This is a genomic window from Enterococcus sp. DIV0703 (assembly GCF_051711065.1).
Taxonomy (GTDB): Bacteria; Bacillota; Bacilli; order Lactobacillales; family Enterococcaceae; genus Enterococcus_B; species Enterococcus_B hirae.
Genome location: NZ_JBIOLX010000002.1, coordinates 86,232 through 112,093, shown reverse-complemented (window position 1 = coordinate 112,093; position 25,862 = coordinate 86,232). Strand labels below are relative to the sequence as shown.

13 protein-coding genes and 7 pseudogenes are annotated in these 25,862 nt (G+C 30.5%); 17 read left to right on the top strand and 3 right to left on the bottom strand.

The window, feature by feature from the left end:
* Positions 1-2 precede the first annotated feature (2 nt).
* From IGK81_RS13705 to IGK81_RS13690, 4 genes are read left to right on the top strand one after another with little or no spacing between them, the layout of a single operon-like run.
* A complete protein-coding gene (locus IGK81_RS13705; protein ID WP_181933818.1) occupies positions 3-836 on the top strand; it encodes an urease accessory protein UreD in 834 nt (277 codons plus the stop codon).
* Positions 837-889: 53 nt separating this feature from the next.
* The gene (gene cbiM / locus IGK81_RS13700) at positions 890-1,906 is read left to right on the top strand and encodes a cobalt transporter CbiM (RefSeq protein ID WP_181933549.1); all 1,017 of its coding nucleotides are present in this window, start codon (positions 890-892) and stop codon (positions 1,904-1,906) included.
* Entirely contained in the window at positions 1,872-2,678 is an 807-nt protein-coding gene (locus IGK81_RS13695) for an energy-coupling factor transporter transmembrane component T (protein WP_181933548.1), read from the top strand. Before cbiM ends, IGK81_RS13695 begins: the two co-directional genes overlap by 35 nt.
* Positions 2,679-2,681: 3 nt before the next feature.
* Positions 2,682-3,407, top strand: a complete 726-nt coding sequence (locus tag IGK81_RS13690; protein WP_406910928.1) for an energy-coupling factor ABC transporter ATP-binding protein — start codon at positions 2,682-2,684, stop codon at positions 3,405-3,407.
* A gap of 122 nt (positions 3,408-3,529) precedes the next feature.
* On the opposite strand, the gene IGK81_RS13685 is transcribed toward IGK81_RS13690, so the two are convergent.
* Positions 3,530-4,909, bottom strand: coding sequence for an FAD-dependent oxidoreductase (locus IGK81_RS13685; protein WP_181933546.1), 1,380 nt, complete (start codon positions 4,907-4,909; stop codon positions 3,530-3,532).
* 402 nt (positions 4,910-5,311) lie between these two features.
* On the opposite strand from IGK81_RS13685, the gene IGK81_RS13680 reads away from it, so the two are divergent.
* Positions 5,312-13,258: a ZmpA/ZmpB/ZmpC family metallo-endopeptidase gene (locus tag IGK81_RS13680; protein ID WP_438758235.1), complete on the top strand. Its 7,947-nt coding sequence runs from the start codon at positions 5,312-5,314 to the stop codon at positions 13,256-13,258.
* Between the two features lie 28 nt (positions 13,259-13,286).
* Here IGK81_RS13680 and IGK81_RS13675 read toward each other — a convergent pair.
* Positions 13,287-13,453: pseudogene (locus IGK81_RS13675) on the bottom strand (IS5/IS1182 family transposase); the annotation flags it as partial.
* A 665-nt stretch (positions 13,454-14,118) separates the two neighbouring features.
* Here IGK81_RS13675 and tnpA point away from each other — a divergent pair.
* The 8 genes and pseudogenes from tnpA (at position 14,119) to IGK81_RS13635 (ending at position 19,653) form a co-directional block, all read left to right on the top strand.
* Positions 14,119-14,498, top strand: a pseudogene (gene tnpA / locus IGK81_RS13670) (IS200/IS605 family transposase).
* A gap of 83 nt (positions 14,499-14,581) precedes the next feature.
* A complete protein-coding gene (locus IGK81_RS13665) occupies positions 14,582-14,806 on the top strand; it encodes a helix-turn-helix domain-containing protein (protein WP_258924991.1) in 225 nt (74 codons plus the stop codon).
* A pseudogene (locus IGK81_RS13660) lies at positions 14,752-14,943 on the top strand (RNA-guided endonuclease TnpB family protein); the annotation flags it as partial. The gene IGK81_RS13665 and the pseudogene IGK81_RS13660, both read left to right, overlap by 55 nt.
* Before the next feature lie 227 nt (positions 14,944-15,170).
* Positions 15,171-15,860, top strand: coding sequence for an N-acetylmannosamine-6-phosphate 2-epimerase (locus IGK81_RS13655; protein WP_181933544.1), 690 nt, complete (start codon positions 15,171-15,173; stop codon positions 15,858-15,860).
* 13 nt (positions 15,861-15,873) lie between these two features.
* On the top strand, positions 15,874-17,376 hold the full coding sequence (locus IGK81_RS13650; protein WP_181933543.1) for a PTS transporter subunit EIIC: 1,503 nt from the start codon (positions 15,874-15,876) through the stop codon (positions 17,374-17,376).
* Between the two features lie 12 nt (positions 17,377-17,388).
* Positions 17,389-17,865: a PTS sugar transporter subunit IIA gene (locus IGK81_RS13645; RefSeq protein WP_181933542.1), complete on the top strand. Its 477-nt coding sequence runs from the start codon at positions 17,389-17,391 to the stop codon at positions 17,863-17,865.
* Positions 17,866-18,027: 162 nt separating this feature from the next.
* Positions 18,028-18,975 (top strand): annotated as a pseudogene (agaS, locus tag IGK81_RS13640) (SIS domain-containing protein); the annotation flags it as partial.
* Positions 18,976-18,977: 2 nt separating this feature from the next.
* Positions 18,978-19,653, top strand: a pseudogene (locus IGK81_RS13635) (tagatose 1,6-diphosphate aldolase).
* Between the two features lie 420 nt (positions 19,654-20,073).
* Here the strand turns inward: IGK81_RS13635 and IGK81_RS13630 are convergent.
* Positions 20,074-20,411, bottom strand: a pseudogene (locus IGK81_RS13630) (RNA-guided endonuclease TnpB family protein); the annotation flags it as partial.
* Positions 20,412-20,703: 292 nt separating this feature from the next.
* Here IGK81_RS13630 and IGK81_RS13625 point away from each other — a divergent pair.
* The 4 genes and pseudogenes from IGK81_RS13625 to IGK81_RS13610 all read left to right on the top strand — a co-directional run.
* A pseudogene (locus tag IGK81_RS13625) lies at positions 20,704-20,989 on the top strand (beta-galactosidase); the annotation flags it as partial.
* A 263-nt stretch (positions 20,990-21,252) separates the two neighbouring features.
* On the top strand, positions 21,253-22,812 hold the full coding sequence (locus IGK81_RS13620) for a peptidoglycan DD-metalloendopeptidase family protein (protein ID WP_181933541.1): 1,560 nt from the start codon (positions 21,253-21,255) through the stop codon (positions 22,810-22,812).
* A gap of 2,127 nt (positions 22,813-24,939) precedes the next feature.
* Positions 24,940-25,392 carry a hypothetical protein gene (locus IGK81_RS13615; RefSeq protein WP_406910924.1) on the top strand — a complete coding sequence of 151 codons (453 nt, stop codon included), beginning with the start codon at positions 24,940-24,942 and terminating at the stop codon, positions 25,390-25,392.
* A 19-nt stretch (positions 25,393-25,411) separates the two neighbouring features.
* Positions 25,412-25,579, top strand: coding sequence for a hypothetical protein (locus IGK81_RS13610; RefSeq protein ID WP_181933539.1), 168 nt, complete (start codon positions 25,412-25,414; stop codon positions 25,577-25,579).
* Positions 25,580-25,862: the final 283 nt, after the last annotated feature.

Here is a 25,862-nt window from a genome sequence, read left to right as displayed (position 1 = left end):
TAATGAAAGATACCTACGATGGAATTATTGACATGAATTTTATATATAAATACGATAGAACCATTGCTGATAAGACATATAGGAAAGGGAATTTTCGTATATCGTCTATGTTAAGAAATACAGATATAATTCCACAATATTTTATTATTTCAACTGGAGGAGGATATGTGGAAGGAGAATCGTATTTACAAAAGTTTAGACTAGATCAAAAATCCCATGTTATTTTGACTACACAAACTCCCAATTATATTTTCAAATGTGATAATAGAAAATTGACTAAACAAACAACAGAAATTAGTTTAGAAAAAGATTCTTTTCTGGAATATTATACAGATGAAATTATACCTTATAAAGATGCTATGTATCGTCAAGATACGAATATTAATATGAAAAAAGGATCTAAGTTAATATTAACAGATGGATTAACTAGTGGTTGGTCTAAAAATCAGGCATTATTTCAATACAAAAATATTATGATTAAGACACAAATCAGTATGGATAATGAGTTAATATTAAATGACTGTATGGTCATTGACAGTAGTAATAATAATATAGAAGAGATTGGTATTTTTGAAGGAAAAAAGTGTTTTAATTCAGTAGTTATTATAGACGAAACAATAAATAATGAGATTATTTTAAAGTTACAAATAATTACAAATAATTTATCAACTAATTCTATTTTAGGAATTTCTCTTTTAGAAAAGTATGGTCTAGTAGTTAGAATTTTAGGTGATTCAATACAAGATAATCAATTAATCATGCAAACTATAATCAATTATTATAGAAGGTGTATTTATAATCTTCCTTCTCTGAATTTAAGAAAATTTAATTTTTAGATATAAAAAATATAAAAATTTATTTTTTTATTTCATAATTAAGGAGGAAGAGTATGCATTTACCAGATAATTATTTAAGCCCACAAACATGTGGATTTATGTTTGCTTTATCCACCCCAATAGTAGTTACATCAGTAAATAAAATAAAACTAGAATTGAAAAATAATAGTTTAATGGCTCCTATGTTAGGAATTTCGTCTTCTTTATCTTTCCTAATTATGATGTTTAATATTCCTATACCTGGTGGGACAACTGCTCATGCAGTTGGCGGAACTTTATTAGCAATTTTGGTAGGGCCATATGCTGCCTGTATTTCGCTCTCAGTGTCATTAATATTACAAGCATTTTTGTTTGGTGATGGTGGAATTTTATCATTAGGAGCTAATATTTTTAATATAGCGTGCATAATGCCTTTTTCAGGATACTATATATATAATATTTTTAGAAAAAAACAACATAGAGAGCTAGGTACAATTATAGGATCGTATGTAGGAATTAATTTATCTGCTCTACTTGTATCTTTAGAACTAGGAATTCAACCTATAATTTTTCATGACTCTAGTGGAGTTCCTTTGTACAATCCATATTCTATAGAGATAACTGTGCCAGCTATGATGATAGCTCATTTATTTATTGCTGGTGTTATAGAATCTTTTTTCACTTATACTATTTATAAATTTATATATAGGGTCTCACCAGATTCTATTTATTACGATAAGAAAGACAAAGTCAATATTAGATATAATTTAAAATATCTATACCGTATTATTTTTATGCTAGTAATTATATCACCTATTGGCTTAATTTCTAAAGATACAGCTTTTGGAGAATGGTCAGGTAAAGAATTACTAAATAGGTTAATTAATGAAAACATAATGAGTTCACTACCAATGGGAATAAAAAATGGATTATCTTATAATTCTATTTTTACTGATTATGTGATTCCAGGAGTATCAGATTCTATCAGTTATATACTTAGCGCATTGACAGCAGTTTTATTATTTATTATTGGAAGTAAAGTTCTAGGAGCTATATATGGAAAATCGAAAAATTCGAATTTACCTTCCTGAATGGATTAACAAGGAAGACAAAATAAAATATAATGGTAAAAATAAAGATTTTGTGTTAGTTAATTTGTCTATTATCAGTAAAATTTTATATTTTTTTACTCTTAATAACATATATTACAGATCTAGAACAACTCCGGTTATCAGGCTACTAAAACTTTTTATATTCTCATTCGTTATTTTTTCATCAAATAATCTATTATTTATTTGGATAATATTGGTATTGTTATTGTTTAATCTATCCTTTTTTTCTGGATTAGTTTTAATAAAAATAATTAAAAAAATATTTAAATTACTAATATTCTCTATTATTTTTTTATTTCCATCTATTTTATTTCAAAAAACGAATATAGAGTTATTTTCTTTAAGAATATTAATTGGTATGTTAAATTTTGCTATATATTCTTCAACGACGAATTGGACACAATTTATCTTATCATTAAGACAGTTGAGGATACCTTATGTAATTTTAATAACTTTTGATATAGCACTGAAATATATATTTGTACTAGGTAGATATTTAGAAGATATATTATATAATATACGATTGAAAATGTTAGGTCAGAATATAAATTATAAATTATTCGGTGCAATAATAGGACAATTATATTTTATATCTAAAGATAAGATGATTGAATTATATCAAGTAATGAAAATTAGAGGATACGAAAATTCACTTTATAAAAAAAAGATAAAACTCACTAAGTTTGATTTTTTTACTATATTTGAATTAATGATAGTTTTATTATTATTTGTGCTATTTAAGGGAGAATAATAGATGATAAAAATTTGTAATGGTAGTTATGATTATAAGGAAAGCTTCGGGGTTAAGGATATAAATATAGAAATTAATAAAGGTGATTTTATTTGTTTAATGGGGCCAAATGGGTCTGGAAAATCTACCTTATTGAAAATAATTGTGGGTATTTATGTACTTAAGACTGGGAAATATTTTTTTAATGATAAACTAATTGACCATAATTATTTAAGAGACTCAAAAAAAGCTAGTCAGCTGTATAAAGATATTGGATTCGTCTTTCAAAATAGTACTATTCAATTATTTAATATGAGTGTATATGATGAAGTTGCATTTGGCTTAAAAAATATAGATTTATCTAATGACGAAGTTGAAACTAGAGTATTCGATTGTTTAACATTATTGAATATTCAAAAATTGAAAGATAAGGTTCCTTATCACCTTTCTGGAGGGGAACAAAAGCTTGTAGCTATTGCTAGTGTTTTAGCTATGAATCCTCAAGTCATTCTTTTGGATGAACCATTTAGTGGCTTATCTCCGAGATATCAAAAATTAATATTTGACGTTATTTGTGAACTAAAATCTTTTGGAAAAACTATTATTTTAACTAGTCATAATTTTAGAGAAATAAATAATATATTCGATAGAATATTTATTTTTTCAGAAGAACACACTATAGTAAAAGAATTGAAATATCAAAATATAAAAGATAATCCAGAAATATTAAATTATTTAGATAATTTATAAATAATACTGTGTAATTAATAAATAAGGATTATATAAAAGTTACTAGAATAAAGAAACTAAATTGTATTTAAAAAGCTGCTCAATTGAGCAGCTTTTTAAATACAAGCAAAGTAATCCATTCACTATTCAACAAATGGTTCTTCACCCAAGGCATGTTGAGCAGCAAGATTCAACATGCTCCATTGGCGGTCAAATCCCGGTTGAAAGAAGAAATCAGCTGAAGCCAAATCTTCGAGAGTCAGTTCTTGTTGGATAGCTAATGCAATGACATTACCTTGGGCTGTGATATCATAAGTGGATAAAATGGCGCCACCAAGAACTTGATGAGTTATTGGATCAAAGAAGAGCTGGACAGAAGCTTTTTTATTGCCTTGTTGTTCAGGAACATATTTGGGACGCAACGTATCTTCATAATAAGAAGAGTGGACATTAACCCCTGCTTTTTCTGCCGTAAAACTATTTAATCCACTAGCTGCAAAATGATAATCAAATACACTTAAAGCAGAAGAGCCTACGACACCACCGAAGGGGCTACTTGGTATTTTTTCAAAGAGATGTTGCACGACATAACGTGCTTCTCTTCGTGCAACTGTTGCTAGAGCAATAGGCATCTTCGCTCTTGCTGGAATCGAGTAAGTAAGTGTCGCATCACCTACTGCATAAACATCTGGAAGGTTTGTTTGTAGATATTCATTGGTCCTAATCCATCCTCGTTCGTCTAAATCAACGGAGCCTTTTAACCACTCGGTATTTGCTTTTACACCTGCTGCTTGGATCACTAGATCGACGGGTATTTCTTCTTTTTCTGTTTTAATTGCTTTAACATTTACATCTCCAACAAATGCACTTATTTTTGCATTAGTCACTACATTGATTCCTTTTTCTTTTAAGTGATTTTCTATAATATCAGTCATTTCTTTATCCAAATAGGTACCTAATGGGCGATCTATTATATCTAAAAGTGTGACTTCTTTACCTGCTTTATGAAATGCTTCGGCTGCTTCAATCCCGATATAACCAGCACCGATTACTGCTACTTTTTTTACTTCTGGGTTTTCTAATTTAGCTTTTATTTTTGTAGCCCAATTATAGCCACGCATCAAGAAGATGTTCTCTAACTCTGCTCCAGGTAATGGTAAAGAGTTTGGTTTGACGCCAGAGCTTAAGATCAATTTATCATATTTGTATTCTTTCTCTTTATTTTCTGCAGTACTTTTCACTATTACTGTTTTTTTATCTGCATTGAGTTCTATTACCTCGTGATTATTGTAAATATGAACATTTGGTTGTGGGAAGCTTTCTAGTCTGAAATTTCGTACATCTCTAACATTTGTTACTTGATCTTTTAAGTATAATTCCATTCCACATGACATGAAAGAAACATAATCACCAGCTTCAAATAAAGTAATCTCGACATCTTCTCCATATCTTGATAGCAATTCTAAAATGGATTGGTGTCCCCCGTGTGACGCGCCAACAATAATAACTTTGCTTTTATTCATAATATAATAAATCCTCCTATAAATTGAATTTATTTGTAATTAAATATTTCTATAAATTAATTTTTAGAAATAAGTAACCAAAGCATAGTATATTCAATAGCAGTATGTTTTTTTTTTAAAATATTGTTATTTATATTATAAATTTTAAGATAAATAGTTATTAACAATTGATTGAATAAAATTTATTGAATTTAACATTATTCGATGTATATGATCCGTAAAGATTTTAAACTATAAAAACTAATTAAGAAAGATATTAAAGAAACCATACTTTAATGTTTGACTCTTTTTTTTTGCTATAAATTTTAATATTAACAAAAAAAAAGAAAAATATGGTAATAAAAAAATATATAATTTCTTTAATTGATTTATCTATAAATAATAAGTTTAAGGAGATTAAAAATGAATAGGAATAAGTATAAATGTGGCGAAAAAAAAGTAAAATACGCTTTGAGAAAATTATCTCAGGGAGTATTTTCAGTTGCTATAGGATCCGCATTATTTTATAGTGGTCCAATTATGAATAATGTTCACGCAGATGCTATCTCAAATGCTGATAAAGTAATACAAGGATTACAAAATAAAGATAGTAATTTTGCTAAGGTTGAACTCATTCCCATTTTAAAATCTGAGTTGAATAATAATGAAAAGTCTAAGATTACTAAGAATCTACCAAAAATAACTGTAAATAAAAATCAAAAATATTATTTAGTCTATCAAAAGAACTCACAAAATATCTTACCGAAAACCAATGAAGTAAAATCATCAATAAATTATTTATTTATAGGATCTAGTATTGTTTTAGCAAGTTGGATTTTACTTTCTAAAAAAGCAAGAAAATCCAAATTCTTATTCAGTGTACTTTTACTTAATTCATTTAGTGGTGTACAGGTATTAGGTTTGACTATGAGTAATGATCAATTATTAAATAGATATAAACAAACCGTTGAAGTTCCTGTAGGAAGCTCTCTTCCTAATATTGATGTAAATATTCCTGGATATGAATTTTTAGGCTATGCACCTGTCGAAAATTATTCAGGAAAGAATGATATATTAAAATCTAATATTGGTAACAAAAAACCAGAAGAAAATATTAAAGAAGTAAAAAGTTCTATAGCGACTAAAAAAGATGAAACGGTGACAGAAGTAATTCCATATACAACAAAAACTATAGATAATCCAGAACTAGAAGAAGGAATTACAAAAGTCAAAACTGCAGGAGAAAACGGAATAAGAAGTATCGTATACAAAGTAACTTATGACGCGACAGGAAAAGAAATTAACCGAGTAGAAGTAAGTAATACCGTCACAAAAGCACCTGTAGAAGAAGTAATCGAACGGGGAACAAAACCGAAGGTTACAACAACAGAAAAAGATGAAACGGTGACAGAAGTAATTCCATATACAACAAAAACTGTAGATAATCCAGAGCTAGAAGAAGGAATTACAAAAGTCAAAACTGCAGGAGAAAACGGAATAAGAAGTATCGTATACAAAGTAACTTATGACGCGACAGGAAAAGAAATTAACCGAGTAGAAGTAAGTAATACCGTCACAAAAGCACCTGTAGAAGAAGTAATCGAACGGGGAACAAAACCGAAGGTTACAACAACAGAAAAAGATGAAACGGTGACAGAAGTAATTCCATATACAACAAAAACTGTAGATAATCCAGAACTAGAAGAAGGAATTACAAAAGTCAAAACTGCAGGAGAAAACGGAATAAGAAGTATCGTATACAAAGTAACTTATGATGCGACAGGAAAAGAAATTAACCGAGTAGAAGTAAGTAATACCGTCACAAAAGCACCTGTAGAAGAAGTAATCGAACGGGGAACAAAACCGAAGGTTACAACAACAGAAAAAGATGAAACGGTGACAGAAGTAATTCCATATACAACAAAAACTATAGATAATCCAGAACTAGAAGAAGGAATTACAAAAGTCAAAACTGCAGGAGAAAACGGAATAAGAAGTATCGTATACAAAGTAACTTATGACGCGACAGGAAAAGAAATTAACCGAGTAGAAGTAAGTAATACCGTTACAAAAGCACCTGTAGAAGAAGTAATCGAACGGGGAACAAAACCGAAGGTTACAACAACAGAAAAAGATGAAACGGTGACAGAAGTAATTCCATATACAACAAAAACTGTAGATAATCCAGAACTAGAAGAAGGAATTACAAAAGTCAAAACTGCAGGAGAAAACGGAATAAGAAGTATCGTATACAAAGTAACTTATGACGCGACAGGAAAAGAAATTAACCGAGTAGAAGTAAGTAATACCGTTACAAAAGCACCTGTAGAAGAAGTAATCGAACGGGGAACAAAACCGAAGGTTACAACAACAGAAAAAGATGAAACGGTGACAGAAGTAATTCCATATACAACAAAAACTGTAGATAATCCAGAACTAGAAGAAGGAATTACAAAAGTCAAAACTGCAGGAGAAAACGGAATAAGAAGTATCGTATACAAAGTAACTTATGACGCGACAGGAAAAGAAATTAACCGAGTAGAAGTAAGTAATACCGTCACAAAAGCACCTGTAGAAGAAGTAATCGAACGGGGAACAAAACCGAAGGTTACAACAACAGAAAAAGATGAAACGGTGACAGAAGTAATTCCATATACAACAAAAACTGTAGATAATCCAGAACTAGAAGAAGGAATTACAAAAGTCAAAACTGCAGGAGAAAACGGAATAAGAAGTATCGTATACAAAGTAACTTATGATGCGACAGGAAAAGAAATTAACCGAGTAGAAGTAAGTAATACCGTCACAAAAGCACCTGTAGAAGAAGTAATCGAACGGGGAACGAAAAAAGTAAAAATAGATAAAAATAAACTAGAAATAGTTATTGATCAGGCAAAGACGTATCAAGAAAACCAATACACAACAGCTAGTTGGGATGTACTAAGAAAAGCATTGTCATCCGCAGAACAAACATTTAATGATACAAATTCAACTCAAGAACAAGTAGATCAAGCTGTAAGCACTCTACAAGCAAGTATTAAACAGTTGGAGAAAAAACCTGTAAATAAAGAACAATTGAAACAGTTGATTGATCAGACAAAGACGTATCAAGAAAACCAATACACAACAGCTAGTTGGGATGTACTAAGAAAAGCATTGTCATCCGCAGAACAAACATTTAATGATACAAATTCAACTCAAGAACAAGTAGATCAAGCTGTAAGCACTCTACAAGCAAGTATTAAACAGTTGGAGAAAAAACCTGTAAATAAAGAACAATTGAAACAGTTGATTGATCAGACAAAGACGTATCAAGAAAACCAATACACAACAGCTAGTTGGGATGTACTAAGAAAAGCATTGTCATCCGCAGAACAAACATTTAATGATACAAATTCAACTCAAGAACAAGTAGATCAAGCTGTAAGCACTCTACAAGCAAGTATTAAACAGTTGGAGAAAAAACCTGTAAATAAAGAACAATTGAAACAGTTGATTGATCAGACAAAGACGTATCAAGAAAACCAATACACAACAGCTAGTTGGGATGTACTAAGAAAAGCATTGTCATCCGCAGAACAAACATTTAATGATACAAATTCAACTCAAGAACAAGTAGATCAAGTTGTAAGCACTCTACAAGCAAGTATTAAACAGTTGGAGAAAAAACCTGTAAATAAAGAACAATTGAAACAGTTGATTGATCAGACAAAGACGTATCAAGAAAACCAATACACAACAGCTAGTTGGGATGTACTAAGAAAAGCATTGTCATCCGCAGAACAAACATTTAATGATACAAATTCAACTCAAGAACAAGTAGATCAAGTTGTAAGCACTCTACAAGCAAGTATTAAACAGTTGGAGAAAAAACCTGTAAATAAAGAACAATTGAAACAGTTGATTGATCAGACAAAGACGTATCAAGAAAACCAATACACAACAGCTAGTTGGGATGTACTAAGAAAAGCATTGTCATCCGCAGAACAAACATTTAATGATACAAATTCAACTCAAGAACAAGTAGATCAAGCTGTAAGCACTCTACAAGCAAGTATTAAACAGTTGGAGAAAAAACCTGTAAATAAAGAACAATTGAAACAGTTGATTGATCAGACAAAGACGTATCAAGAAAACCAATACACAACAGCTAGTTGGGATGTACTAAGAAAAGCATTGTCATCCGCAGAACAAACATTTAATGATACAAATTCAACTCAAGAACAAGTAGATCAAGTTGTAAGCACTCTACAAGCAAGTATTAAACAGTTGGAAAAGAAACAAATAGAACCAAAAGTTATATTAAAGAATGTAATACCTGATATTGTTCAAAAATCTGCGTCTATTGACTATAAAATAGTGGATCCAGATAGTACAATTCAGTCTGTGCAAGTAAATGTATATCAGGGAGATAAGTTTGTAGAACAGAAAGAATTAAGTTTAATAAACTATACAGTAATAATTAATAATTTAGCCTATAACACGCCATATACTTTAGAAACAATTTATAGATTTAGTCTAAATGGACAGACTATTTCTAAAACACAAAATGAAACACAAATAATTGAATTATTACCTAAAAAACTAGAGATTAATAATTATGCTTCAACTAAGCTATACAAATTAAATACAAATGGTGAATTACAAAATATTATTGGTTTGAGTGATATTCCGCAAGATTACTCTAATTATATAGTTAAGGTAGATACTCTAAATAATAAGGATATTCTTTTACCAGTACATCAGATACAAGAAGTTACTCAAGATGGAATTGCGAAATATAAGGTAATAGTTCATTATCCAGAATTAGTGACGTATGATCCAAAAACTAATGACTATATTGAGAATTATTCTTTTTATATTAACAAAATTATAAAAAAAGAAAACGAGTACACTACATTTAATGAATTAGTTAATGCCATCAATAAAAATCCTAGTGGTACTTTTGTTGTGGGAAGTGATCTATCAGCTTCAAATTCATCTGTAACAGGCGACAGTTATATTAGTGTAGATTTTACTGGAACATTGAAAAGTGAGTATGGTCATACTTACAATATTTATAATTTAAGTAAACCTTTGTTCAATTCAATTATGAATAGTACTATTAAAGATATCAATTTATTAGATGTATCAATTTCTGGTAGTCAAAGTAATGTTGGGGCATTAGCTAAAACAGCTATAAATTCTGTAATTGATAATGTTCATGTTTCTGGAAAAATTAGTGCACCAACTAATATAGGTGGGGTTGTTTATTCATTAACTAAAAATTCTACTATGCTTAATAGTTCATTTACTGGTTCTATTAATCTAACTAGCAGTCAAAATTATTTTGTTGGAGGATTAGTAGGTAATCTAAGCGGACAATCTATTATCAATAGGAGTTATGCTGATATAAATATTGTAGCTACGGCATATAGAAATGATAATAAGATTGGTGGTTTAGTCGGACAAAGTGACAGTAATACATTAATAGAAAATTCATATGTAACTGGAAAAATTAAAAATTCTGGAACAGGAGGATTCGTAGGTGGAATTATTGGTAGTGCATGGTGGAATGGTAGGCTACAAAATATAATTACTTCTGTTAAAGTAACAGGAGGAAATATTATACATGGGGACACTGGCTATACTAATGCACCGTTTACTAATATTTATTACGTTGAAGGAAATGCCAGTGGTAACACAAATCATCAATCTACAGGAATTACAACAAATAAGGCTAAAGAGCTTATTAATAACTGGAATATCAAGATAATCCCTATTGAGCCAAATTATAACTTAATAAATTATAGTTATTTATTAGGCTATGAGAAGGATAGAGAGGTTTCTTATCATAATATTGAAAAGTTAATACCTTTATATGATCGGTATACTATCCTCCGTTATGGTAATTTAGTAAATAAAAACGATAAACTATATACAACAAAGATTTTATCTGTTACACCAATGCAAAATAATTTTATCATTACAGATATATTTAGTAATTTAAATAAAATAAATCGTTTATTAATTCATTATGAAGATGGAACTGTAGAATTCATGAAATTATCTAATAGCTCTACTTTTAAGAATACAAATTTAGTAGAATTCCAGTTAGGTGATAATTTGATTTATACACCAATGCAATTTAAATCAGATTTTTCTAATGTATTAACTAATGTTTTACGTAAATTTCAGGATATTGAATATTTATCTCCAGATATGTTGAATAAATTTGGTTTTATGTGGACTCAGAATGAAATACAAGCTGCACAAAATAAAGCAATACAGGATTATAAAAATAATACAAAAAATCCACCAATAAATCCTGAAAAAGAACAAGAGTTGAAACAAAAAGCATTACAAGATTTACAAACTTCAAAATATAATAAATTACGGGATATGTATTTATTAGAATCATTTACAGAAGTAAAGAAAAATATATCAAAAGAATTAAAGTCTATTTTGACTAATGGTTCTGTAGTTGACTTAAATTCTTTGGGAATTGTTAAATATCTAACAGATAAATTACAAAATCAAGCTTTAAATTTATTGTTAGGTTTATCATATGTAAATCGTCTATATAATATTAATTATGGTGATATTAATATTAAAGATTTAGCGATGTATAGAACAGATTTCTACGGCATTAAGTCAAATAATTTAGATTGGTTAATATCATTTGGAAATATAGGATACGAGAATCTAAGAGTTAAAAATAACTATAATAGTTTCAGTGCACAATTTTCGTCTATAACAGGAAAAGCTGATTTAATTGACTATCTCGATTATAATCGAAATTTATTCTTGCCAAATGTTGACGAAAATAATTGGTTTAAATCTGCAACAAAAGCTTATATATATGAAGCAGCATCTAAAGAAGTTCCAAATGCAGATGTTAAAATTTATTCTCGTTTGAAGGGTAAGTATCGTGCTGAGTATAAAAACTTTATTTTACCATTACTAAATTTAAAATCTAACGACGTATTTGTTGTAACTAATATGTCTACCATTACTTTCGGATTATATGAACGTTACATTGATGAAGCATTGAAGAAAACACCAACTATATATGCACAAAAAGTAAAAGAATTTGAAAAGACCATTAATCATTATGGAGATTTGTGGGCGGGATACTATGATACGTGGTATAGAATTGTAGACGATAAGGTCAAAAGCAAATTATATACCAGCGATATTCCAGTTTGGGATGGATATTGGATTATTGATAATACTCAAAGTGGATATTGGAAAAATCGTTGGGTAGGACCTTATGATTCAAGTGTACCTGGTATGACAGAGTTTTTTGGAGCAATTGGCAAATGGTATAATCCTAATGGAACTGGAGCATATGCTAACGGAAGCTTGGTACACTTTGTAGTAGATGCAGTAGTATCTGACTATGGAACATCAACCTTAACCCATGAAATGACTCATAATTTTGATGGCAAAATTTATCTAAATGGATATGGGCGCCGTAATGGACAATATGCAGAGAATTTTGCTATGGGATTACTGCAATCTCCATATACAAAAGATTCTTCTATTTATGGCTTGAACCTTGTCTATAATTGGCCTGAAGATAGTTTGAGATCTCAAAACTATAGTCCAAGTATATTTAAATCCGATCTAGATTTAGGAAACTATATGCATGGTGTATTTGATGTAACATATTTATTAGATTATGTGGAAGCAGAAGTCTCACTTGCTAAAGAAAAAAATGATCAAAAATTACTTTACAAAAAGCTTACTTCTTCTGGTGGTACTGATAAGGTGGTTGATTTTACTGATGAAGAATGGAATAGAATGAATCTTCGAACAGTAAATGATCTTATTGATTACAACGTAGTATCTAGTCGATACTACAAGGGAGCGAACGTAGGAAATAATTCATATTTTGAAGTATCAATGTATGCACCAATTTATGCAGGTTTACAAAGTACTACTGGAGTTTCTGGCGGGCTTATTTTTAGAAAATCTGCTTATGAATTATTAGCTGCAAAAGGTTGGGATAATGGTTTTGTTTCTTATACATCTAATCAATACGCGGATGATGCTAAGAATGAAGGACAAGTTTTCTCAGATTCTTATGTTGTTCATAAAATTTTGGGTAATGAGTACAACGATTATGCTGCATTCAAAAAAGCAATGTTTCAAGAACGTATTGCTAAAAAAGATAAGCTAAGAGAAATTACAATTAATTGGGATAACTCTAACAGAACTATTAGATCATATGAAGATTTAAAATCTTTATTTGAAGACGCGTTAAATAAAGATTTAGCTTTAGCTAAAAGTAATAGAAACATGCACTATATAGATGATTTAAAATCAAAAATTATGCAATCCTGTCATCTTTTGACTAATGATTTCAAATCATCAATTTTTAAATAGAAAATAATATATGTAAAAAAGACAAACCTTATACAAAAATAAGGTTTGTCTTTTTTTTATGTAATAATCTATAAAGAAGTGATAGATTAGGCTATTTCCTTTAGAAAAACGATTGTTTCATGCTTTTATCCTTTTTATTTTTACCAGTTTTTTCATATTAAGACACACGAAATTGAGCTCAATTTTCATGTGTACTCATTTTTATTGATAAATATTGAATATTTCTATAGATAAATAGTAGTCGATTTTTTTGAGAAGTAATAGCGAAATTTTTATACCCAACACCCATAAATTCGTAATAAGTTGTTTTGTTGGCTCAATTCTTCAAGATAAAAAGTCTATTGCTGGGAGTTAAATTATATTTTATTTTGAGAACATCTGTATACATATACAAATTATGCTCTTATTTTAATATATAAAAAATACAAGACACTTAAAAATTAGTATTTTGTCTCTTTCATATATATTATTTTATACATAAGCGTTTTTTATTTTATCTGAGAGTTATTTTTCAAAAATAAAAAGATATTAAAATACCCTTGAAGAATCAGAGAAAACTTCAAGGGAGGGTAATAATTTGTGTTTAATGGTAAAAAGAAGAGATATAAGTGATTAATATTACCCATTTAAATTATAACAATCATATTATGTAGTATTTATTGTTTTTTTTCATTATTCGATGTATTTTAGATAAAATTTATGAAGTAGCAGAGCAAACTCGCGACTTTAGTCGTGTAGATGAAGCTGATACGATTAGGATATAGATTTAGTTATATCAATCAACAGATCTATGTTAAAATGCCTAGAACAATGAGGATTAACGAAACTGTATGTTAAAACTGTTAAGAGGTGTTTTTTGTATGTCAGAAATTCATTATGGACGTGGCTATACCTATTCTATTCAATATTATCTTGTTTGGTGTGTAAAATACCGCTATGATGTTTTGTATGGTTATGTAGACATGAATATTAAACAGTTATTGAAACAAATCGCTGATGATAATAATGTAAAAATTATGGAAATAAAATCAGATAAAGACCATATTCATCTGTTAATTGAATGTAACCCTCAGCACTATATACCAAATATGGTAAAAGAGTTGAAAGGTATATCGGCTATAAAAAACATCCTGAACTTAAAAAACAGCTTTGGACTGGACATCTTTGGAATCCAAGTTACTTTATAGCCACTGTTAGTGAAAACACCAAAGAACAAATTAGAAAATATATACAAAACTAGAAAAAGAAATGAGGTGAATCTGTATGCTACAACATAAATCTTATAAATTTAGAATCTATCTTAATCAAGAACAAGAGATATGAATGGCTAAAACTATTGGTTGTTCAAGATTTATCTATAATCATTTTTTGAATTTGTGGAATCACGAATATATGACTACTGGAAAAGTATTATCTTATAATTCTTGCTCTGCCATGCTTCCACAAATGAAAAAAAATTCAGAGACAATTTTGTTAAAGGAAGTTAATAGGTTGCGATTCTTTCGGATGGTCAAAAAATTGATAATAATAGATTCACTTCGAAAATGAAGAAGCAACTAAAACGTGAACAAATAAAATTGTCTAGACGCGCTTTATTAGCCAAACAAAAAGGTAGAAATATTTTTGAAGCGAAGAACTATCAAAAGCAAAAACGAAAAGTGGCTCGATTACACGAAAAAACGCTGATATGGACTTGAAAGATTAAGAAAGATAAATGGTATCCTACTAGTCAAATTTGCCTATAAATAATAGTCTTCACAGAATTTAAAATAAATCAGCAAATTTTATCCAATATACTCCATAAAAAAAATCCCAAATAATCCATTTTTATCTTTACTTTTATGAAAGCGGATGCTATATTGTTTTTGGAGTTGTTATCCAAAAAAATAAAATATTCGGAGTGTTTAGGATAATGAATAAAAATAAGTTTTTAGATCTCATTTCAAAAGGTTTGATTGTTTCGTGTCAAGCATTACCTGGTGAACCATTTTATAAAGAAGAAGAAAGTTTAATGCCTTATTTTGCTTTGGCTGCTCAAAGGGCTGGAGCAGTTGGTATACGTGCAAATTCTGTTCGAGACATTATTGAAATTAAAAAATGTGTATCATTACCAATGATTGGAATTATTAAAAGAGATTATCCACCAGAATCTCCATTTATTACTGCCACAATGAGAGAAGTAGATGAGTTAGTAGAAACTGGTGTTGAGGTAATTGCTCTTGATTGTACTCTTAGAAAGCGTCATGACGGTCTATCTATAAATTCTTTTATTACTAAAATAAAAGAAAAATATCCTGAACAATTATTTATGGCAGATATTTCTACATTTGAAGAAGGAAAAAATGCATATAAAGCAGGAATCGATTTTGTAGGAACTACTTTAAGTGGATATACTGAGGAAAGTAAAAAACAAAATGGACCAGATATAGATTTGATTAAAAAATTAGTAGAAGAAGGAATTTGTGTAATTGCTGAGGGAAGGATTCATACTCCAGAACAAGCAAAAGAAATAAAAAAACTAGGGGTTGTGGGTCTTGTTGTTGGTGGTGCTATTACTCGTCCACAGGAAATTGCATCAAGATTTGTTAAAGCATTAAGATAGGAGGAGAAAGAAAATGTTTAAAAAGTTTTCACAATTAGGTCGTGCTTTCATGTTACCAATTGCTATATTACCAGTAGCTGGACTACTATTGGGGCTAGGAGGAGCGTTAACAAATGAGAGTGCTATAAATGCTTATCCATTTTTAGGACAGCCATGGTTGCATACGATTTTAAGTATTATGAGTTATGCTGGAAATGCAGTTTTTGCAAACTTAGCACTAATTTTTGCAATTGGGATTGCTGTAGGACTTGCAAATGGAGATAAAGGAACAGCGGGTTTAGCTGGTGGAGTAGCTTATCTAGTATACACCGCAACCATTAGTGGATTTCTTGAACTTTTTTCGACAAAAGACGCAACACTTGATACAGGTGTAGTTGGATCAATTGTTGTGGGGGGGACTGTTGCATTTTTACACAATCGATATAGAAAGATAGAATTACCACAATTTTTAGGATTTTTTGGAGGATCAAGATTTATTCCGATTGTTTCTAGTTTAGCCGCAATCATTATTGGTTCTTTCTTTTACTTAATTTGGCCGCCAATTCAAAATGGTTTAGTAGTTGCTGGTGAACAAATTGCTCAAATGGGTAGTTTAGGAACTTTTTTATATGGTTTCTTATTGCGTTTAACAGGTGCTGTTGGACTACACCATACCATTTACCCTTTATTCTGGTATACTTCTTTAGGTGGTACAGAAACTGTAGCTGGATCAACAATTGCTGGTGCCCAAAATATTTTCTTTGCTCAACTAGCTGATCCAAACCATACTGGCTTATTTACTTATGGTACTAGATTTTTTGCAGGAAGATTTGCAACAATGATGTTTGGATTACCTGCAGCATGTTATGCTATGTATCGTGCAATTCCTAGAAAAAATCGTAAAAAGAATGGTGGTCTTTATTTTAGCGGTGCTCTTACATCATTTTTAACTGGAATCACTGAACCGGTTGAGTATATGTTTTTATTTGTTGCACCATGGTTGTATGTAATTCATGCGTTTTTAGATGGATTGTCTTTTTACTTTGCTGATATATTAAATATTCGTGTAGGGAATTCTTTCTCTGGGGGATTAATTGATTTCTTGTTGTTTGGTGTACTTCAAGGAAATGATAAAACTAATTGGTTGAAATTGATACCATTCGGTCTTGTATGGGCACTTATATATTTCTTTGTTTTTACATTTTTCATCAAAAAGTTCAAAATAGCTATTCCTGGAATGGTAGAATATGCAGATGTACCTTCTGAAGAAGTAATAAATAAAAATACATCATTGCATGAAGAATCTATGATAATTATTGATGCACTTGGTGGAAAGAATAATATTGAATCTGTTGAAGCTTGTGCAACACGTTTACGCATTGCTGTAATAGATGGTCAAATTATACAAAAGCAAAAAATAAAAAATCTTGGAGCAACAGCTGTTTTTGAAGTTAATGGGGGTATTCAAGCAGTTTTTGGGGGAAAAGCAGATTTATTCAGCCAAGAGATTAACCAAATATTAGAAAAAGATATTTAGGAGGTATTCTAGATGTTTCAATTTTTAAAAAAGAAAAAACAAGAGATAATTCATGCTCCTTGTTCAGGACAAGTTATTCCAATTACAGAAGTAAAAGATCCTGTATTTTCACAAAAGTTGTTAGGAGATGGATTTGCTATTATACCTAATGATGAAAAAATTACTGTTCCGATTACTGGTCAAGTATTATCAGTATTTCCAACGAAACATGCAATTAGTTTTAGAACAGAAGAAGGATTAGAATACTTAATCCATATAGGCGTTGATACAGTCAAATTACAAGGAGCTCCTTTCACTATTTTGATTAAAGAAAATGATATGGTAAATCCTGGAGATATAATTGCTGAAGTAGATTTTAATCAAATAATAAAAGCAAGAAAAGATCCTTCAGTTATTGTTGTTTTTACAGAAAATAATCAAGTTAAGAATTTAAGCTTGAATAAGAAATTTGTAGAAAACGGTAATACTTGTGGGAAAGTTAGCTTTTAAATTAATGCAACATCTATCAATAAATAATGATAGATGTTGCATTTTTCATTAACAGATTTAGTTAATTGCGCTCGTTAGGAGTACAAAATAAAAAACGTGTATTTCCACTCGCGGACGAAGTAGATTTAGATATAAAAATCTAGAATATACCAAATGGAATTAGCACATGGACATCGAACACGTGTAATCTTCACTGGTGCAGGAACATCTCAATATGTATGAGACACTTTAGTTCCTTATCTGCGCAAGCACGGTAATCGTCAGGCATTTAGCTTTGAAAGTATTGGAACGACCGATATCGTCGCAGAACCTGAAGAGTATTTAATTAAAGAAGAACCAACTTTACTTGTATCATTTGAGAGGAGTGAAAACAGTCCTGAAAGCTTGGCGGCAATTAAAATTGCAAATCAAGTAGTTAATACGATCTATCATTTATCAATCACGTGTGCTGCAGAAGGGAAATTAGCTAACCTTAGTCAAGTAGATTCCAATAGCTTTTTATTCTTGATGCCAGCACGATCAAATGATAGTAGTTTTGCTATGACTGGTATCTTCTCCTGTACGATACTGGGAGCTTTGTTGATATTCGATCAGACAGCACTAGAAGAAAAACAAAAATACGTGAGAGTCCTGAATGGTTTAGGAAATGAAGCGATCGACCGTGAAAATGAAATTGGAAAGATCGTTCAGATGGATTTTGAACGATTTGTTTATGTTGGTTCAGGAAGTTTAGCTGGATTAACAAGGGAAGCACAATTGAAGATTTTGGAGTTGACAGCCGGAAAAATTGCAACTTTCTTTGATTCATCCATGGGCTTTCGCCATGGACCAAAGTCGTTTATTAATGAAAAAACAATTATATTCGGTTTTGTTAATAATAATTCTTACACGCGTGATTACGACTTGGATATTTTAGAGGAGATATGCAGAGATAAAATCGTTTCCGGAATGTTTGCTATTACTCAACCAGGACAACGGAATTTTACTGGGGATAAATTCGAGTTTGTAAGTGAGGCAGAATTGTTACCAGATAGTTATTTAGCACTAGGCTATATCATGGTTGCACAAATAGTCGCTTTGTTATCATCTATTAAAGTGCAAAATAAGCCGCAATGGACCGTTTATCGACAAAAGATGGTATTATAAGCGCCTTAGCGATTGATCAACGTGGCGCATTAAAAAAATGATCAATTCCTTAAATGTAGAACTAAATGATGAACAAATTTAGCGCTTAAGGAGTTAATTTCTAGTGAATTAACCCCTTATGCATCTTCTATTTTATTGGACCCAGAGTATGGCCTTCCTGCTGCAAATACACGACATGAAGATGCTGGTTTATTGTTGGCCTATGAAAAAACCGGTTATGATGTAACAACACCAGGACGCTTGCCTGATTTATTAGCAGATTGGTCAGTTTTACTATTAAAAGAGCAAGGAGACGATGCGGATTAAGTTTCTACTTTATTATGACGTAGATGAAGATCCAGAAATCAATCATCAGAAGCATGTCTTCATAGAACGTTTAGGTAGCGAGTATGCCGAAGAAGATTTGCCATTCTATTTAGAATTGCTATCATATGATACTCAAATTTCAGATGCTAATTCAATGGTGTGTTGTGTGGTCGAGCTACTTGGAAAAATGGTGTGAAGCCGTTTATAGAATCTGGTGAGGAAGCTGCTTGCGCATGGCTGGAAAGCGAAGGTCGGGAAAATATAGAAAATCTGAATAACGTTTTGGCTCAAACAGCCAGTTCTTGGTATGATAAAGTCCAAATGGTAGAAAAATAAGCGGTGAACCGGTATATTGTGATAATAACTATAACAATATACTCTTAAATTGATATTTCCTATTCACTTGGTATGCTGAATCCAGACACTATCAATCAAACAGATCAAGTTATTGAAATAGCAGGTAGACAAGATCTTAATGTAACCTGCGTAATCCATTATCTAAAGGAAGATGGGTTCGTTATCGGAGTTCTCGGTCGGTTACATGGGGTGTTTATTGCATGCATATGAAGTGAACTACTCGCCACTTAACTAAATCTAACGGTCTTTAACGTTTGAAGTGAGAGCTTCTTGGAAAGAGAGCATACTTGATTACTTATTTCTAACAGTGGTGTCTCTTGTTGACTAAGCTATTCCCGTAGTTCCTACGGTTCGTATTTATTTAATCTAAGCCAATTCTATAGAATGTAGTCTCAGACCTTAGGCCAGAATATTTATACTGGCGTTGACATCTCGATTATGATAAGTATGACAAATAGGACAAGTCCACTCACAAATATTAAGCGATTTCTTGCCATCTTTATACCCACATTCTGAGCAAATTTGACTAGCAGGATACCATTTATCTATTTTAATGTTTTCAAGTCCATATCAGCCTGCTTTTTATTGTATCTTTATTATAAATTTAGATCACGATACATCAGAAATACTTTTCGCTAGTTTATTATTACTCAACAACCCTTTTGTATTTAAGTCTTCAATACAAATAATATCGTTTTTTTGATAATTTCTGTACTCAATTTATTAAGAAAATCAGTATCTTTAATTAATGAACTATGAACCCATTCTTTACTAATTCTATTCCTATATAAAACTTATCACTATTTTGGAGTTTACCAGAAATGATTTTTTGGTTTAATTCATCATTTATGATTTGGTATTACGAGATGACTATATTAACTCTTTAAGTAAAATCAAAGAATTAAATTTTTCATTAACATTATTTAATTTTAACACATTTTGTGAAGTTGAGGTGGTTGACTTTCTATTTTAAATTATTTAATACATCAATATACTGAGAATGCTTTTATTTAAGAGGGTAGCTTTTGAATATATGTGAATTTTCTCAATGATAAGCCCTTTAAGATAATATCAGGAGCTTTCTACTATTTTTGAGTAGATTCCAGCCTATTTGTATCACTCGTTATATAATCTGAAAGCATTGAGCTTAATACAGTTGAAATTTATGTATCATGGAATTTACATGAGTCTAGAAAAGGATATTTCCATTTGGAGGGAATTTTAGACTTGGGGTATTTTTTGTGTCTATTACTGAGAAATTAGGTCTATACGCAATTATTAGATCCTATCTATATACTGTGTAGAGTGGGAGTTTTGTAGGTACCTTGATTTGTTATTGAATTAGGAAATTTGGATATGGATAAATGAAAATGATTATTTAAAATATGTAGCGGATAAAGATAGACAAATAATCAATAAAAATAGATAACCCGTGCGTGGTATCTATTTTTATTTTGTTCTTTGTTATGAAATGAGACAAAAAAATTTTTATAAATTTTTTGAAAAAAATGTTAAAATGGTTTATAAATTAATCCTGCTTTTTTATAATAAAATCAATCTATTTTTGGAGGGAGTTTATTGAAACGAACAAGTAAATTATTATCAGCGTTGCTTTTGTTAGGACAAGTGGTTGGTAATACTCCTATTGTTTTAGCAGACGAAAATCAATCGAATGTATCGACGACAGAGCAATCTTATACAGTTAATACTGAAACAGTGGATACAGATACTTTAACAACAGATAGTACGAAAACAGTAGAACAAGAGAAAACAACAGATTCTACAGCAGAGATACCTGTTCAAACAACGGACCATTCAGTGAGTGAATCAACAAATTCAACGACAGAACAAACTACAGCTTCTTCAACGGATAGCTCACATTCACAAACAATTGATTCAAAAGCAGAGACAATCACTCCTGACGCTACAGAATCTAGTCAATCAGAAAATAGTACGCAAGAAACAACCAAGCCTTCAGAAAAGAATTCTTTGGAAAAACCAACAACTAACCCAAGCGAATCAGGTAATCAAGAATTGAAACAACCAACGAATTCTGCGGAAGTTACTCCATCACAACCAGTTGCGCCACAGTCTTTAACAACTGTAAAAAATACGCAACCAAATGCAGAAGAACAGGATCAACCAATTACTCAAGAAGAGACAAAAGCTTATCATCAAGCACCAACTGCGCCAATTCAAAAACTAGTGCCTTCTAGCACACAGGATAACGAAGGAAATATTCATTTTGAAAAAGATGAATCAGTTGAAACGTTTATTCGTAAAATTGGCGAGTCTGCTCGTAAAATTGGACAAGAAAATGATTTGTATGCTTCAGTCATAATTGCACAAGCGATTTTAGAATCGGCAAGTGGTCAAAGCCAGTTAGCACAAGCGCCAAATTACAATTTATTTGGAATCAAAGGCACAAATAACGGAAAAAGCGTCTCTTTTGCGACACAAGAAGATTTAGGTAATGGAACACTTTACACTACCCAAGATATTTTTAGACAATATGAGAACTACGAGGGCAGCTTAAATGACTATGCTCGACTATTAAAAGAAGGTTTAACAGGAAATAATCATTTTTATGATGGAGTTTGGAAAAAGAATGCGAAAACTTATCAAGAAGCAACGAAATTTCTAACAGGACGTTATGCGACAGATACTAGCTACGATAAAAAATTAAATGGTTTAATCGAAACTTATGACTTAACTAAGTATGATAAAGAAGTAGTGGGTCCACAATTAAATAAAAAAGGATATGTCGCTCCATTAAAGAATTACACGATTTCTAGTCCATTTGGTAATCGTGGGGGAGAATTTCATAGAGGATTAGATTTGGCAGCACCACAAGGCGAGCCAATCTATGCCATCAAGGCAGGAACTATCGTTAAAGCAGAGTATCATCCTTCATGGGGGAATTATGTCACCATTGAGCATGAAGACGGTACAACGTCTTTATATGCCCACCAACAAGAATATCAAGTCAAAGTGGGAGATAAAGTGAAACAAGATCAAATTATTGGCTACGTTGGCTCAACAGGAAATAGCACTGGTAGTCATTTACATTTTGAACTTTGTTTAGATCATAGTTTAAGTCAATCACAATTGGTTGATCCAGAAACAGTCTTATTTTAAAAATAAGACTGTTTTTTTATTTGATTTTTAAGAATCAAGAGCAATATATTGTTACGAAGATATGATCGATGAAATAAAATAATTGGAAACAAAAAGGGAGATCTACAGTGATAGTAGAAGAAAAACTACGAATTTATGTGGTTAATGATGGGAAAGTAAGTTGGGAATTCTGGAAGATATTGGACATCTACTTTTATAACATTACATAAAATCCAATGGTTGGATAGTTTTGTGAGCTGCATTTTTTGCTAGAAATGATAGTCTTATTTGGCAAAAAGAAGAGGAAAATAAATCAATTTAGGATTTATTGCTAAACCATATAATAAATATTGAAGGATACATTTCTTAGAAATAATGAACAGTGGATCGATATTGAAGTTTCAATCGTTATAAAAATTATTCATCAATATAGTTTAAAATGCGATAGCATTGGGATTAGTGATATCAGTATATCTAATGGAGATATCATAATCTTTAATTGTTTGATAGATTTGAAGATAAAGAATTTTGTTTTTTTCTGAATTTATTTCTGAACGTGAACCTTTCAATTCAGTATTTTTAGCTCTCAGCATTTGCCAGTTAATAATGCCAAGAAAATAAAGACGTTTTTTATATTCTGTAACGTACTTGCTAGAAATAATTGGTCTATTAGATTTTTATAGATTTAAAATTTTTGGGGAATTATTTTATTCTGCGTTCGAATAAGCTTTTCATAGTAAATACTCCATCTTTTACTTGTAACTGAAAAAAATTTCAAAATTAAGCAAATAGTTTCCAATCTTCTATGTAAGTATTTACTAAATATCCAGGAAGGATAGTAATCTTTGGGGGATCACCAGTTATTTATTTGAAAAAAAGATAAAGAAAAACCTTCTTTATAATTTGTTTCAAACAAGCAGGAATACACAATATTCTTATAAGTAAAATCAAAAGTGGCAATATAAACACCTAGCTTTTTCATCCCTAAAGATAGTATTCAGTGATTGAACAAATGCAGTATGAACAGAGTTTAAATGGGAAGGACAAACGTGCGGTGTATATTCGAGAAAAAGGTGAGATGAACTTATATCTGTATTTAATCATGAGAAGTTACAACAAATAAGAGTGTTTCATAGTGGAGAAAAAAACTTGATATTCAGTCATTAAACTCCTCCAGTTCATAAGATAAGCAACCATTTTAGGATAAGAAAGATAAATAAAAAATAGAAAGTAACTTAGATACTTTTTTACTAGGAAATCATCACCAGATCTTAGAACAATATTCTGAAGCAACGCTGGTGTATGGTTCGCAGCAATGGAGAATAAAAATTGGCAAATGAGGAGCGTATCCTCTCATCCTTTTTTTATTTTTATGATAGGGAAAATATGAATTATCAAAAATACAAAGAATTAGGAAATTTATTCAACGAGACATTTAGATTGATTGTTTCTGATAAGAGCAATTTGTTTGTTTTTTTAACAGATTCAGATGTTCCATAAATATCGTATTTATGAGCAAATAATTATTTAAGGACAGAAGCTGAATGCTACCCATATCGCTGATTTTGATACGTAGAAAAAATTAGGACGATTTGTTAAAAAAGGAGAAAAATCTATTGGTGTTATTAATCAGTCAACAGGGAAAATAAATGTAAAACATTACTTTGATCTTTCTCAAACAGATGGAAAATAGTTTAATTTTCCTGATTATACGTTAGAAAAGAATTACTGGAATCTTTTAGTTAGTCAAGAAATATAAAATATAGTTGATGAGATAGTTGACTTTACTGAAGAATCAGACATTCGCAAATTATCTATATAAATTGGTTTATTTTTAGCAAAAAAATAAGATTATTGGTTTTGAAGCAATTGAAATAAATGAACAAGAACTAACTATGTTACAAATTTTTACTAACTTTTTTAAAGTAATGAATTATGGGAAATGACGTGAATCGACTAATTAGTAAAGAAATTTTGTTTTATAAAAGAAAAAGAAAGATTAAACATGAGTCTAAAATATTACGAGAACGAGACAGGACAACTGATACCAGAAGTCGAGTATCTCCATTATTCATTGGGGAGATGTGGGAAAATAGCCATAGCCAAATTATAGGAAGGTAATAAATCAAACTAGTCGAGGGCGATCCTGTGGAGTGGGATACGACATCAACAAAAAAGTATGAAACAGAAGGGGTATTTATTCCGAAAAGAGAAACTGAAAAAATAATCAGTCATAATAAAAAATATTTAAACAACTTTATCCAAGTAAATCAAGAGAAAAAATCAAAGCAAATCTTAAAGCAATTCAGTTATCGAAATAAATCAGTTAAACACCTGATCGAATCACTAACAATAAAGAACGAGAAGTTCTTGAAAATATGTTGGTTGGGTTGTTTTGCTTCAATTTTTGACAAACGAGATGACCAACATCTGAAATATTTGGATGCAGAAATATCTTCAGTCGGACGTATGAGAATTGATCCACAAGTAGGTATTGGCATGGCTCATCAATTTGAAAACGCCATAAAGAGACTACCTGAGCAAGTAGAAAAAAAGCAGGAACACCTCAATAAAAACTCAAGAAAATGGAAGAAAAATTAGAAGTAACGAATAAACAGTTTTGTCAATCTTAACAACAAGAAGAGGATTTGAAAGAGAAGATAGCAAAACAGTAGAAATCGAGTGTTCACTAATTAATAAAACAGATACACATTCAATGTCTGATGAGATAGAAGAAAATGTAGAATATGAAGGAGAATATTCTACAATAGAAAATAATATGGAATAAATGGAAATGTAGGAAGTTCCTACATTTCTTATAATTTTGGAGGTAATTGAAATGACAAATGAAACTTATTCATTAAAAGAAATATTAACTAAATTAGAACAACAGAAGATGGAATAATGTTTATTTCTGATTTAGACATAGCAATGGTTGATGAACGCACTCTAGAAGTACGTACTTTCTACATACTATTATTATTAATAGTCTACTACAGTAAAATAGGAAGAAATTCTTATAAAGTAGATTTGTTTTTTTATTGAATTACTGATTTTATGACCACTCTCAA